This is a genomic window from Myceligenerans crystallogenes, from assembly GCF_039529775.1.
Classification (GTDB): Bacteria; Actinomycetota; Actinomycetes; order Actinomycetales; family Cellulomonadaceae; genus Myceligenerans; species Myceligenerans crystallogenes.
In genome coordinates, this window is sequence record NZ_BAAANL010000002.1 from 20,171 (window position 1) to 32,595 (window position 12,425).

Annotated in this window: 11 protein-coding genes; 9 read left to right on the forward strand and 2 right to left on the reverse strand. The window is 74.3% G+C overall.

Annotation, left to right across the window (positions count from 1 at the left end; genetic code table 11):
* Positions 1–7 precede the first annotated feature (7 nt).
* The 8 genes from ABD208_RS04775 (at position 8) to ABD208_RS04810 (ending at position 8,976) form a co-directional block, all read left to right on the forward strand.
* Positions 8–772, forward strand: coding sequence for an ABC transporter ATP-binding protein (locus ABD208_RS04775; protein ID WP_344100083.1), 765 nt, complete (start codon positions 8–10; stop codon positions 770–772).
* The gene (locus ABD208_RS04780; RefSeq protein ID WP_344100085.1) at positions 765–1,481 is read left to right on the forward strand and encodes an ABC transporter ATP-binding protein; all 717 of its coding nucleotides are present in this window, start codon (positions 765–767) and stop codon (positions 1,479–1,481) included. The genes ABD208_RS04775 and ABD208_RS04780 overlap by 8 nt, the downstream gene beginning before the upstream one ends.
* 10 nt (positions 1,482–1,491) lie before the next feature.
* Positions 1,492–2,370, forward strand: a complete 879-nt coding sequence (locus ABD208_RS04785; RefSeq protein ID WP_344100087.1) for a branched-chain amino acid ABC transporter permease — start codon at positions 1,492–1,494, stop codon at positions 2,368–2,370.
* Entirely contained in the window at positions 2,367–3,413 is a 1,047-nt protein-coding gene (locus ABD208_RS04790) for a branched-chain amino acid ABC transporter permease (protein ID WP_344100089.1), read from the forward strand. Before ABD208_RS04785 ends, ABD208_RS04790 begins: the two co-directional genes overlap by 4 nt.
* 19 nt (positions 3,414–3,432) lie before the next feature.
* On the forward strand, positions 3,433–4,749 hold the full coding sequence (locus ABD208_RS04795) for an ABC transporter substrate-binding protein (protein ID WP_344100091.1): 1,317 nt from the start codon (positions 3,433–3,435) through the stop codon (positions 4,747–4,749).
* 94 nt (positions 4,750–4,843) lie between these two features.
* Entirely contained in the window at positions 4,844–6,028 is a 1,185-nt protein-coding gene (locus ABD208_RS04800) for a phosphotransferase family protein (RefSeq protein WP_344100093.1), read from the forward strand.
* On the forward strand, positions 6,028–7,245 hold the full coding sequence (locus ABD208_RS04805; protein ID WP_344100095.1) for an acyl-CoA dehydrogenase family protein: 1,218 nt from the start codon (positions 6,028–6,030) through the stop codon (positions 7,243–7,245). Before ABD208_RS04800 ends, ABD208_RS04805 begins: the two co-directional genes overlap by 1 nt.
* Positions 7,246–7,359: 114 nt before the next feature.
* The gene (locus ABD208_RS04810; protein WP_344100097.1) at positions 7,360–8,976 is read left to right on the forward strand and encodes an AMP-binding protein; all 1,617 of its coding nucleotides are present in this window, start codon (positions 7,360–7,362) and stop codon (positions 8,974–8,976) included.
* Positions 8,977–9,133: 157 nt separating this feature from the next.
* On the opposite strand, the gene ABD208_RS04815 is transcribed toward ABD208_RS04810, so the two are convergent.
* Together ABD208_RS04815 and ABD208_RS04820 are read right to left on the reverse strand one after the other, a co-directional pair.
* On the reverse strand, positions 9,134–10,357 hold the full coding sequence (locus ABD208_RS04815) for an acetyl-CoA C-acetyltransferase (RefSeq protein ID WP_344100099.1): 1,224 nt from the start codon (positions 10,355–10,357) through the stop codon (positions 9,134–9,136).
* A 15-nt stretch (positions 10,358–10,372) separates the two neighbouring features.
* Positions 10,373–11,617: an acyl-CoA dehydrogenase family protein gene (locus ABD208_RS04820; RefSeq protein WP_344100101.1), complete on the reverse strand. Its 1,245-nt coding sequence runs from the start codon at positions 11,615–11,617 to the stop codon at positions 10,373–10,375.
* A 130-nt stretch (positions 11,618–11,747) separates the two neighbouring features.
* On the opposite strand from ABD208_RS04820, the gene ABD208_RS04825 reads away from it, so the two are divergent.
* Entirely contained in the window at positions 11,748–12,425 is a 678-nt protein-coding gene (locus ABD208_RS04825; RefSeq protein WP_344100103.1) for a QsdR family transcriptional regulator, read from the forward strand.

Here is a 12,425-nt window from a genome sequence, read left to right on the forward strand (position 1 = left end):
GCTCGCCGTGACAGGGCTGACCGTCGCCTTCGGCGGTCTCGTCGCGCTCGACGACGTCTCGTTCACCGTGCACGACGGCGAGACCGTGGCGCTGATCGGCCCCAACGGCGCCGGCAAGACGACGGCGTTCAACGCGGTCTGCGCGCTGGTGCGCCCGCGCCGCGGGACGATCACGATCGCTGGCCGCCCCGCGCCGTCGTCCGCCACCGGGCTCCTGGGCGCGGGTGTCGCCCGCACGCTGCAGGGCCTGGGGCTGTTCGAGCGGATGAGCGTGCTGGAGAACGTGATCGTCCCGCTGACGAGCCTCGGCGGGAGACCGGACGACGACGTCGCCGCCGCGCACCGGATGCTCGCCCGGCTCGGGCTGGCCGGCGTCGCCCGGAGGGCCGCGGGGACCCTGCCCTACCCGGAGCGCAAGCGCGTCGCGCTGGCCCGCGCCCTGGTGACCGGGCCGAGCCTGCTGCTCCTGGACGAACCCGCGGGCGGTCTCGGCGCCGACGACATCGCGCGCCTGGCGGACACGGTCCGTGAGGTGTCCGACGACGGCTGCTCGGTGCTGCTCGTGGAGCACCACGTGGACTTCGTGATGGGGGTCGCGGACCGGGTCGTCGTCCTGGACTTCGGCCGGGTGATCGCGGCCGGGACGCCGGACGAGATCCGCGGCGACCCGGCCGTGGAGCGGGCGTACCTGGGCGTGACGACGCACGACGCCGTCACGATGCACGACGCCGTGACGACGCACGACGCCGCGACGGAGCCCGCTCATGAGTGAGCTGATCCTGGAGCGGCTCGTCGTCGGTTACGGCGACGGCGCGCCCGTGCTCGACGGCCTCGACCTCACCGTGGCCGACGGCGCCGTCGTCGCGCTCCTCGGCGCGAACGGCGCGGGCAAGACCACCCTGCTGCGGGCGCTCGCCGGGCTGACCCCCGCCCGCTCGGGACGGATCCTGCTCGGCGGCACGGATCTGACCGGCCTCGCCCCCGAGGACCGCGTCCGCCGCGGCCTCGCCCTCGTGCCCGAGGGACGCGGCGTCGTCGTGGAGCTCACGGTCGAGGAGAACCTGCGGCTCGGCGCCCTGTGGCGCCACCGCGGCGCCGCCCGGCAGCGCGCCCTCGACGAGGCGTTCGAGCTGTTCGAGCCGCTCGCCCGGCGCCGGCACGCGGCCGGGCACACCCTGTCCGGCGGCGAGCGCCGGATGCTCGCCCTCGCTCGCGCGCTGATCGCCGGGCCGGACGTGCTGCTCCTGGACGAGCCGTCCCTCGGCCTGGCCCCGCTCGTCACCGCCCACCTGCTCGGCGTGCTGCACGAGACGGCCGCGCGCACCGGCACGACCGTCCTGCTCGCCGAGCAGAACGTCACGGGCGCCCTGTCGGTCGCGGACCGCGGCGTGGTGCTGAACCTCGGCGAGGTCGTCGCGGACCGCCCCGCCGCGGAGCTCTCCGGCGACCCCCGGCTCCGGCACGCCTACCTGGGCTTCTGAGAGGAGAACCATGGACACCCTCGTCTTCCTCGTCGCGGCGGGCCTGGCGCGCGGCAGCGTCCTGGCGCTGTTCGCGATCTCGCTCGTGATCGTCTGGCGGGCCGCCCGCGTGGTGAACTTCGCGCAGGCGGCGATGGCCGTCGTCGGCGTGTACGCCGGGTTCGCGCTCACCGCGGCGACCGGCTCGTACTGGCTGGGGGTCGCCGGCGCCGTCCTGACCGGCGCCCTCCTCGGCGTGCTCGCGGAGCGCGGCCCGCTGCGGCTCGTGCCCAGGGACAACCCCCTGCCCGGCATGATCGTCGCGATCGGCCTGGTCATGGTGCTGCAGGCGGGCCTGGCGATCGCGTTCGGCGCCGCCCACCGGCCCGTCCCGGCGCCGTTCCCGCAGCGCCCGCTGTCGCTGGGCGGCGTCCCGGTGCTCTCCCCGTACGACCTGTTCACGCTGGCCACGGCCGCCGTCGTGATGGCGGGCCTGGCCTGGATGTTCGGCCGCACGTCGCTGGGGCTGCAGCTGCGGGCGGCGGCGTTCGCGCCCGAGACCTCCCGCCTGCTCGGCGTGCGCGTGGGCCGCATGGTGACGATCGGCTGGGCCGTCTCGGTCGCGGTGGCGGCGCTCGCCGGGCTCCTGCTCGTGCCGACCGAGCTGGGCCTGAGCCCCCACGCCGCCGACATCCTCTTCGTCCAGGCGTTCGCCGTGGCCGTGATCGGCGGGCTCGACTCCCCGCCCGGCGCGCTGCTCGCCGGGCTCGGCGTCGGCATCCTGACCAGCCTCGTCACGGGCTACGTCACCGCGGCTGCGGCCCCGCTCGCGGTCCTCGGCCTCCTGACGGCGGTGCTCCTGGTCCGCCCGGCGGGCCTCTTCGCGGCACGGGAGGCGCGCACGGCATGAGCACCCGGACCCGGACCCTCGTGCGCGCGTCGCTGGTGACCCTCGTGGTGATCGCGGCGACGTTCGGCCTCGACCCGTTCCGCAACTTCCAGCTCGCCACGGCCGCCGCGGTCTTCGCCGCGGTCGCCGGGCTGACCGTTCTGGTCGGCCTCACCGGCCAGCTCTCCCTCGGGCACGCCGTGCTCATGGCCGCGGGCGGCTACGGCTACGCCATCGCGTCGTCGTCCGTGGTCGCCATGACGTCCGACGACGGCGCCGCCGCGGTCACCGGTTCCGGCGCGTCCCCCGGCGCGGCCGGCACCCTGCTCCCGTTCCTCGCCGGGCTCGCCGGCGCCGTCGTCGTCGCGGGCGTGCTCGGCCTCCTGCTCGGCCTCGCCGCCGCCCGGCTGCGCGGCCCCTACCTGGCGGGCCTCACGCTCGCCCTGGTCATCGCGCTGTCCTCGGCCGCGAGCGTGATCGGCCCGCTCGGCGGCGACCAGGGCCGCGCCGCCCCGTTCCTGCCCGTGCCGGGCGCCCTCGCCGCGCTGATCGCCGTCGAGCAGTGGCACGCCTGGATCGCGGTCACGCTGGCCGCCTGCGCCGTCACCCCGCTGCTGATCCTCCGCGCCGGCCGCGCGGGCCTGCGCATGCGCGCCGTGCACGACGACGAGACCGCCGCCCGCCTGGCCGGCATCGACCCCGGCCGCGTCAAGGCGGGCGCGTTCACCGCGAGCGCCCTGTCCGCCGGGACCGGGGGAGCGGCGCTCGCGATCGTGACCCAGAACGTCAGCCCCGGGGCGTACGGGCTCGGGTTCTCGCTGCTGCTGGTCGTGGCCGCGGTCGTCGGCGGGCTCGGCAGCCTCGGCGGCGCCGCGATCGGCTCGGTGCTGGTGGTGACCCTCCCGTGGGCCGCCGACCAGCTCGCGGGCACGCTCCCCGCCGACCTCACGGCCCGCCTCGACGGCAACCTCGCCCTGCTGCTGTTCGGCGTCGTCGTCATCGCGGTGACCCTCGCCGCCCCGGGCGGCCTGGCCCGGTTCCTCCCCAGATCCCGACACGCATGACCACAGAGAGGTGATCACCGTGCACCACCCGTCCCCCGCCCCGCTGCGCACCCCACCCCGCGATCCCCGTTCCGATCCCCGTCCTCGGCGCGCCCTGACCGCCACCGTGGCGGCCGCCGTCGTCGGCCTGATGCTCGCGGGATGTTCGACGCCGTCCGCCGCCGGGACCCCCGGCGTCACCGCGGACACCGTCACCATCGGCACCCACCAGCCCCTGACCGGCCCCGCGGCCGCGGGCTACGGCCCGATCTCGGCGGCCACGTCCGCCTACTTCGAGTACCTCAACGAGAAGGGCGGCATCCACGGCCGCAGCATCGAGTACGTCGTCAAGGACGACGGCTACAACCCCGCCGACACCCAGACCGTGGTGCGGGAGCTCGTCGGCGAGGAGAAGGTGTTCGCCCTCGTCAACGGGCTCGGCACGCCCACCCACTCCAGCGTGCTCGACTACGTGGGGCAGAACGACGTGCCCGACCTGTTCGTCGCGTCCGGCTCCGCCACCTGGAACGACCCCGGGAAGTACCCGAACACGTTCGGCTTCAACGCCGACTACGTCACCGAGGGCGCCGCCCTCGCGCGGTACGCCGCCGACACCGAGCCGGACGCGGAGATCTGCGTGCTCGGCCAGGACGACGACTACGGCGCGGGCATCCTGGAGGGCGTCACCGCCGTGGCGGGCGACGACGGCGTGGCCGCCGCCGAGTACTACTCCACCTCCAACGAGGACGTCACCGCGCAGGTCGGCGCGCTGAAGAAGGCCGGCTGCGGCGTCGTCGTGCTCGGCACGATCAACGCCTTCACCGCCCTGACCCTCGGCACGGCCGCCCAGCTCGAGTGGTTCCCGAAGTGGTACGTCTCCTCGGCCGGCGGCGACCAGGAGACCGTACTCGGCTACCTCGGCGAGGAGAACGCCGCCCTCCTGGAGGGCCTCACCAGCGTCAACTACCTGCCCCAGAGCCCGGACGACGAGTGGGTCAGGCTCTTCGAGCAGATCAACGAGGAGTACAACGACGGCGCCCCCTTCACGGGCAACACCGTGTACGGCATGAGCGTCGGCTACCTGTTCGCCGAGGCGCTCGCGGCGGCGGGGGAGAACCCGACCCGTGAGTCGCTGCTGGCCGCCGTCGAGTCGGGTGAGCTCACCGGCAACGGCGTCGTCCCGCTGTCCCTCGGCCCGGACGACCACGGCGCCTACCACGCCGCGAGCGTCACGGTCGTCCGGGACGGCGTCCAGGACTACGTCGGCGCCACCTACGCCTGGGACGGCGCGACCCTCACGGAGACGGAGTCCACCCCGGTCCCCCTGGAGAACGAGGGCATCCCGTCCACGCCGTAGACCGCCCGGCCGACCCGGGGCACGCCCCACCCCACGAGGTGGTGCCCCGGTGAGGCCGGACAACGATGCGCCCCGCGGGCGCAGGAGGAGAACGATGAACGACGACGCGACACCGGGCCTCGACGTCGCCGGCTTCGGCCGGTGGCTGGGGCGGGCGCACCCGGAACTGCTCGACGGGACGACGGCGGACGCCGCCGCACCCGGCGCAGGGCTGACCGCGAGCCTGATCACGGGCGGGCGCAGCAACCTCACCTATCGGGTGGACGGTGCGCGCGTCCCGCTCGTGGTCAGGCGCCCGCCGCTCGGCCACGTGCTCGCCACCGCCCACGACATGCGCCGCGAGCACCGGGTCATCTCGGCGCTCGCGGGACGGGTCCCGGTGCCCGGGACGGTCGACGTCGTCGATGACACCCCCGGCGACGACGGCTCCGGCGGCGACGTCACCGGCACCGTGTTCCTCGTGATGGAGCACGTCCCGGGCGAGGTGCTGGCCCGGCCCGCGCAGAACTCCCGGTACACCCCGGCGGGGCTGCACCGGCTGGGCCTGGATCTGGCCGAGGTGCTCGCGGACCTCCACGCCGTGGACCCGGCAGCCGTCGGCCTCGCGGACTTCGGCCGCCCGGCCGGCTACCTGGACCGGCAGATGGCCACGTGGCGGCGCCAGTACGACGCCTCGCGCTCGCGCGAGGTCCCGGCGCTGGACCGGCTGCAGGACGTCCTGGCCGGGTCGGTCCCGGCGGCCGACGGCGGGCGGGTCGGCATCGTCCACGGGGACTACCGGCTGGACAACGTCATCGTGGCGGGTGACGGCGAAGGTGCCGGCGACGCCGGGGCCGGCATCGCGCCGGTGGACGCCGGTACCGCTCCGGGTGCGACAGGCAGTACCGGCGGCCCGCGGGTCGCCGCCGTGCTCGACTGGGAGATGGCCACCCTCGGGGACCCGCTCGTGGACCTCGGGATGCTCGGTATGTACTGGCGGATCCGTGAGCTCGCGCCGCAGGGCGTGGTGGCGGGCGCCATCGTTCCCGGCGCCGGCTACCCGGAGTTCGCCGAGGTCGTGGACGCGTACGCGTCCCGGGCCGGGATCGGCGTGCCCGGCCTGGGCTGGTACGAGGCGTTCGCGTGCTACAAGCTCGCCGTCATCCTCGAGGGCGTGCACTACCGGCACCGCGCCGGTCAGACGGTGGGCGACGGCTTCGACGGCATCGGCGACCTGGTCACGCCCCTGGCCCGCGAGGGCCTGGCGCGCACCGGCCCCGCAGCGGAAGGGAACGACTGATGGATTTCGCGCACGACGACACGACCCTGGAGATCACCGCCCGGGTCCGGGCGTTCCTCGACGAGCACGTGTACCCGGCCGAGGCGGTCCACACCCGGCAGGTCGCGGACACCCCGGACGGCTGGGCGTTCCGCCCGGTGGTCCGCGAGCTCCAGGCGGCCGCCCGGGACCAGGGCCTGTGGAACCTCTTCCTGCCGCCCACGGCGCCGTCGGGCAGGGAGGGCGGCGGCCTGACGAACCTGCAGTACGCGCCCGTGGCCGAGCTGACCGGGCGCAGCCCGGGGCTTGCGCCGCGGGCCTTCAACTGCGCGGCGCCCGACACCGGGAACATGGAGGTGATCGACCACTTCGGCACGCCGGAGCAGAAGGAGCGATGGCTGCGGCCGCTGCTCGCGGGCGAGATCCGCTCGTCGTTCTGCATGACGGAGCCCGACGTCGCGTCGTCGGACGCCACGCAGATTGCCACCCGCATCCGGCGCGTCGGCGACGCCTACGAGATCACGGGCCGCAAGTGGTTCGCCACCGGCGGCATGAACCCCGACGCGCGGATCCTCGTCGTCATGGGCAAGACCGACCCGGACGCGCCCCGCCACCGGCAGCAGTCGATGATCCTCGTGCCCCGCGACACCCCCGGGGTGCGCGTCGTGCGCGGGCTGAGCGTGCTCGGCTACGACGACCGCGACCACGGCGGGCACGCGGAGATCGAGTTCGACGGCGCCGTCGTCCCGGTCTCCCACCTCCTGGCCGGCGAGGGGGAGGGCTTCGCCGTCGCGCAGGCCCGGCTCGGCCCGGGCCGGATCCACCACTGCATGCGCGCGCTCGGCACGGCCGAGCGCGCCATGGACCTCGTCCGCGACCGGGTGCGCGAGCGCGTCGCGTTCGGCGGGCCGCTCGCCGGCCAGGGCGTGATCCGCGAGTGGCTGGCCACCTCCCGCATCGAGATCGAGGCCCTGCGGCTGCTCGTCCTGAAGACCGCCTGGCTCATGGACACCGTCGGCAACCGCGTCGCCATGACCGAGATCCAGGCCATCAAGATCGCGGTCCCGCGCGCGGTGCAGCAGATCCTGGACCGCGCCATGCAGTGGTTCGGGGGAGCCGGCCTCTCCCAGGACACCCCGCTCGCGGCCATGTTCGCGGGCGCCCGCTCCCTGCGCCTCGCGGACGGCCCCGACGAGGTCCACCTCGCGTCCCTCGGCCGCGCGGAACTGCGGCGGTAGGCCTGGCGGAACAGGCGGGAATCGCGGATGTCAGCGCTCACACACGCGATTTCCGCCTGTCCCGCCCAGCCGAACACACCCACATCGGAAGAACCTGAGGAAGAGGAGAAGGCGATGACCCCCACCGACGTCGTCGGACATCCGGCGGACCCGGCTCTCGACGGGCCCGGCCAGGGCACCCTGTCCATCGCGAGCATTCTCGCGGAGACCGCCCGCCGCCACCCCGACCGGACCGCGCTGCACTTCATGGACCAGACCATCGGCTACGGGCAGCTCTGGGCCCAGACCCGCGCCTACGCCGGGGCGCTCGCGGCCCGGGGGATCGGCCCCGGATCGCGCGTGGCGATGATCGTGCCCAACGTGCCGGACTTCCCGCGCGTCTACTACGCCACCCTCGCGCTCGGCGCCGTCGTCGTCCCCGTGCACCTGCTGTTCAAGGCGGACGAGATCGAGTTCGTGCTGCGCGACGCCGCCGCGGACCTGCTCGTCGTGGCCGCGCCGCTGCTCGCGGAGGGCGCGACGGCGGCCGCCCGGGCCGGGGTGCCGGTCGTGACGGTGCTCGCGCCCGAGGCGTTCGCGGCCGAGAAGGGCCTGGCCCGGCTCGAGGACGAGGCGGCGGCCGCCACCCCGATCGAGCGCCACACCGGCGTGAACCCGCTGGCGCCGGCGACCGTCATGTACACCAGCGGCACCACCGGCACGCCCAAGGGCGCCGTCGGCTCGCACCTGGCGATGGTCGAGCAGGTGCACTGCTCGCTGATCGACTCCATCACGATGGACGCCGGCGACGTCATCTACGGCGGGCTGCCGCTGTTCCACTCGTTCGGGCAGATGGCGGTGATGAACATCGGCTTCCGGGTGGGCGCCTCGATCATCCTGCTGCCGCAGTTCGACCCGGACGTGGCGCTGAAACTGCTGGTCAGGCACCAGGCGACGGTGTTCACCGCCGTGCCCACCAACTTCGCGGGCATGGTCGAGGCTGCGAGACGCTCGCCCGGGCGCCCGCCCCTGAGGTTCGCGGTCTCGGGCGGGGCGGCCCTGCCGGTCGCGCTGCTCGAGGCGTTCGAGGAGGCGTACGGCGCGCAGGTGCACGAGGGGTACGGGCTGACGGAGACGTCGCCGTCGTGCACGTTCAACGTCACGAGCGAGCCGATCCGGCCCGGGACGGTCGGGCGGCCCATGTGGGGGGTCGACGTCGCCGTGGCGGCGTCCGACGTCGAGCAGCGCGTCGAGCTGCTGCCCGAGCCCGCGCCGGGGGGCACGAGCGAGCTCGGCGAGATCGTGGTGCGCGGCCACAACCTCATGAAGGGCTACCTGGGCCGGCCCGGGGCCACCGCGGAGGCCGTCGTCGACGGCTGGTTCCGCACCGGCGACCTGGGCACGATCGACCCCGACGGCATCGTCACGATCGTGGACCGCAAGAAGGACATGATCCTCCGCAACGGCTACAACGTGTACCCCACCGAGGTCGAGGCGGTGCTCGCGCGCTACCCGGGCGTCTCGCTGGGGGCGGTGTTCGGCGTCCCCCACGACGTCCACGGCCAGGAGGTGCACGCGGCCGTGCTCCCGGGCGAGGGCGTGCGGCTGGACCCGGCCGCGATCGTCGCCTACCTGAAGGAGAAGGTCGCCGCCTACAAGTACCCGCGGGTCGTGCACGTCGTCGACGAGCTCCCCCTGGGCCCGAGCGGCAAGGTCCTCAAGCGCGAGCTGGTCGAGCGGTTCGCCGGGTAGAACGCCCCGGCTCTCGACCTCAGCTGCGAAGGCCGGGTTGTGACCACGAGGTTGCCGTCCGCACCCACGAGGTTGTGTCGCATCGCCCCAGGACGGGCGAACACCAACCTCGTGGGTGCGACCGCAACCTCGTGGTCACGACCCGGCCCCCGGTCTCTCAGAGTCGTTCCAGCACCATGGCCATGCCCTGGCCGCCGCCCACGCACATCGTCTCCAGGCCGTAGCGGCCGCCCGTGTCCGCCAGGGCGTTGAGCAGCGTGGACGTGATCCGCGCGCCCGTCATCCCGAACGGGTGCCCGACGGCGATCGCGCCGCCCTTCACGTTCAGCTTCTCCTCGTCGATCCCCAGCTCCCGGGCCGACGGGATGACCTGCGCCGCGAACGCCTCGTTGATCTCCACGAGGTCCATGTCGCCGATCGTCAGCCCGGCCAGCGCCAGCGCCCGCCGGGACGCCTCGACCGGCCCCAGCCCCATGATCTCCGGCGACAGCCCGCTGACCCCGGTGGACACGATCCGCGCGATCGGCGTCACGCCCAGTTCGTCGACGGCTTCCGCGGACATGACGACGACGGCGGCCGCCCCGTCGTTCAGCGGGCACGCGTTGCCGGCGGTGACGGTCCCGTCCGGCCGGAACCGCGGTTCCAGCTCCGCCAGCTTCTCGGCGGTGGTCCCGGCCCGCGGGCCGTCGTCGGACACCACCTGCGTGCCGTCCGGCAGCGTGACCGGCGTGATGTCGCGCGCCCAGAAACCCTCGGCGATCGCGCGCTCCGCGCGCTGCTGGCTGCGCGCGGCGAACGCGTCCTGCTCCTCGCGGGTGATCCCGTGCAGCGCGGCCACGTTCTCCGCCGTCTGGCCCATCGCGATGTACGGGTCCGGCAGCTCGCCGGACCCGCGCGGGTCGGCCCACCCGGACGCGCCGCCCTCCGCGCGGCTCGCCGTGCGCTCCATCGCCGCCGCGAACAGCGGGTTCTCCAGCTCGGCGCCGGGGATGTAGTCCGACGAGCCCACCTGCATCCGGCTCACCGACTCCACGCCCGCCGACACGAACACGTGCCCCTCGCCCGCCTTGATCGCATGGAACGCCATCCGCGTCGTCTGCAGGGAGGAGCTGCAGTACCGCGTCACGGTCGCGCCCGGCACGGAGTCCCACCCGCACAGCACCGCGACGATCCGCGCCAGGTTCATGCCCTGCTCCCCGCCGGGCAGCCCGCACCCGAGCAGCAGGTCGTCGATCCGCTCCGGGTCCAGCCCGGGCACCCGCGCGACGGCGGCGCGCACCAGCTGCGCGGCCAGGTCGTCCGCCCGGATGCCGGCGAGCGATCCCTTGTACGCCCGGCCGATGGGCGACCTGGCGGTCGCCACGACGTAAGCCTCGGTCATGATGTCTCCTGGTTCTCAGACGAACGCGGCCTGGCCGGTGATGGCCCGCCCGACGATGAGCTGGTTCATGTCCTTGGTGCCCTCGAAGGTGTAGACGGCCTCGGCGTCGGCGAACGGGCGCGCCACGCCCGTGTCCAGCGTGATGCCGTTGCCGCCGCACGCCTCCCGGCACAGCGCGACCGTCTCCCGCATGCGCGTGGTCACGAACGACTTGGCGAGCGCCGCGTGCGCGTCGGTCTGCCGCCCCTCGTCCTGCAGCTGCGCCACCCGCACGCAGATCCCGAGGCTCGCGGTGAGGTTCGCCAGCGCCGTGGCCATCTTGTCCTGGATCAGCTGGAACCCGCCGATGGTGCGGCCGAACTGCTCGCGCTCGGTCACGTACCGCACGGCGGCGTCGTACGCCCCCCACGCGGTGCCCAGCGACTGCCACGAGACGCCGTCGCGCGTGATCCGCAGCACCTGCGCGACGTCGCGGAACGAGTCGATCCCCTGCAGCCGGTCGGCCTCGGCGACCTCGACGTCCTCGAGCACGATGTCGGCGTTCTGCACGATCCGCAGGCTCTGCTTGCGCTCGATCTTCGTGGCGGTGAAGCCGGGCGTGCCCTTGCGCACCAGGAAGCCCTTGACCTGGTCGTCGGCGGTGTCCTTGGCCCAGATGACGACGACGTCGGCGAACGTCGCGTTGCCGATCCACCGCTTGGCGCCGTTCAGCACCCACGTGTCGCCGTGGCGGGTGGCGGTGGTGCGCAGGCCCTTGGCCGTGTCGGACCCGGCCAGCGGCTCGGTCAGCCCGAACGCCCCGATCAGGTCGCCGGCGGCCAGCGGCGGCAGCCACTGCGCCCGCTGCTCGGGGGACCCGCCGACGCCGATCGAGCTCATCGCCAGCCCGCCGGACACCCCGATGAACGTGCAGAACGAGGAGTCCACCCGGGCGGTCTCCATCCCGACCCACCCGCGCGCGACCGCCGACAGCGGCGTCGTGGCGGTCTCCGCCCACGCGGACCCGAGCGTGCCGAGCCGGGCGAACGGCTTGAACAGGTGCACGGGACACTCGGCCCGTTCCCAGTAGTCGTCCGCGATGGGCCGCACCTCGCGCTCCATGAACTCCCGCACGCGCGCGGCCGTGGCCTGCTCGTGCGGGGCGAGCAGGGTCTGGAAGGCGTAGAAGTCGGCGTCGAGGAGTTCGGCCGCCGGCGACGTGGCCCGCTGCGCGGGCTGCTCGGGCGCCGCCTGCGGCGCCGTTCCGGATGTGAGCGTCATCGATCCTCCAGGGGGTGAGCGTCAGTGCCTTGTCCAGTATGCATCATCTCACCAGATGTTGCACCACCCCCGGTGGCACGGGTTATGGTGGCGTCCCGACAGGCACCGCAGCCGGACACAGGAGAGGCCCATGCCGAGTACGCCGAGCGTCGCGAGCGGTCCGGCGACGACCGCGCCGTCGTCGCCACCGGGCGCCGACATCACGACCGTCGGGCTGGCGGCCGCGCCGTCGCGGCTGTCCGCGAAGCTGGAGTCCAGCGCCGAGGCGCGCCAGGTGCTGGAGATCGCCCGCGCGACGTTCATCGAGGGCAACCGGATCGACATGGGCCCGCTCGCCACGCGGCTCGGCGTGGACCGGACGTCCCTGTTCCGCTGGGTCGGCAACCGCGACGCGCTGCTGAGCGAGGTGCTGTGGTCGCTCGCCGTGCCGACGCTGCGGCAGGCGTGGGACGCGACGGCGTCGTCGTCGGGCGAGCGGCGCGTCGCGGACCTATTGAGCCGCTTCGCGGCGGACCTCATCGAGGCGGAGTACTTCCGCACCTTCCTGCGGCGCGAGCCGGCGCGGTCCCTGCGCCTGCTGACCACCGCGGACAGCCCGATCCAGCGGCGGTTCCGCGCGACCGTCGAGTGGCTGGTGCGGCACGAGCTGGGCGACGCGCCGTTCGGCGGGGCCATCACGCCGGACGAGCTCGCGTACCTGCTGATCCGGGTGTCGGAGTCGTTCACCTACGCGGATCTGATCACGGGTGACGCGCCCAGCCCGGCGCGGGCGCGGACCGCGTTCCGGCACCTGCTGCGGGTCGGGTGA

Bases quoted from the DNA above. Each gene is read 5' to 3' on its own strand.
- ABD208_RS04790 (WP_344100089.1), top strand. From the start codon at position 2,367: ATGAGCACCCGGACCCGGACCCTCGTGCGCGCGTCGCTGGTGACCCTC.
- ABD208_RS04810 (WP_344100097.1), top strand. From the start codon at position 7,360: ATGACCCCCACCGACGTCGTCGGACATCCGGCGGACCCGGCTCTCGAC.
- ABD208_RS04805 (WP_344100095.1), top strand. From the start codon at position 6,028: ATGGATTTCGCGCACGACGACACGACCCTGGAGATCACCGCCCGGGTC.
- ABD208_RS04785 (WP_344100087.1), top strand. From the start codon at position 1,492: ATGGACACCCTCGTCTTCCTCGTCGCGGCGGGCCTGGCGCGCGGCAGC.
- ABD208_RS04780 (WP_344100085.1), top strand. From the start codon at position 765: ATGAGTGAGCTGATCCTGGAGCGGCTCGTCGTCGGTTACGGCGACGGC.
- ABD208_RS04800 (WP_344100093.1), top strand. From the start codon at position 4,844: ATGAACGACGACGCGACACCGGGCCTCGACGTCGCCGGCTTCGGCCGG.
- ABD208_RS04825 (WP_344100103.1), top strand. From the start codon at position 11,748: ATGCCGAGTACGCCGAGCGTCGCGAGCGGTCCGGCGACGACCGCGCCG.
- ABD208_RS04820 (WP_344100101.1), bottom strand. From the start codon at position 11,617: ATGACGCTCACATCCGGAACGGCGCCGCAGGCGGCGCCCGAGCAGCCC.
- ABD208_RS04815 (WP_344100099.1), bottom strand. From the start codon at position 10,357: ATGACCGAGGCTTACGTCGTGGCGACCGCCAGGTCGCCCATCGGCCGG.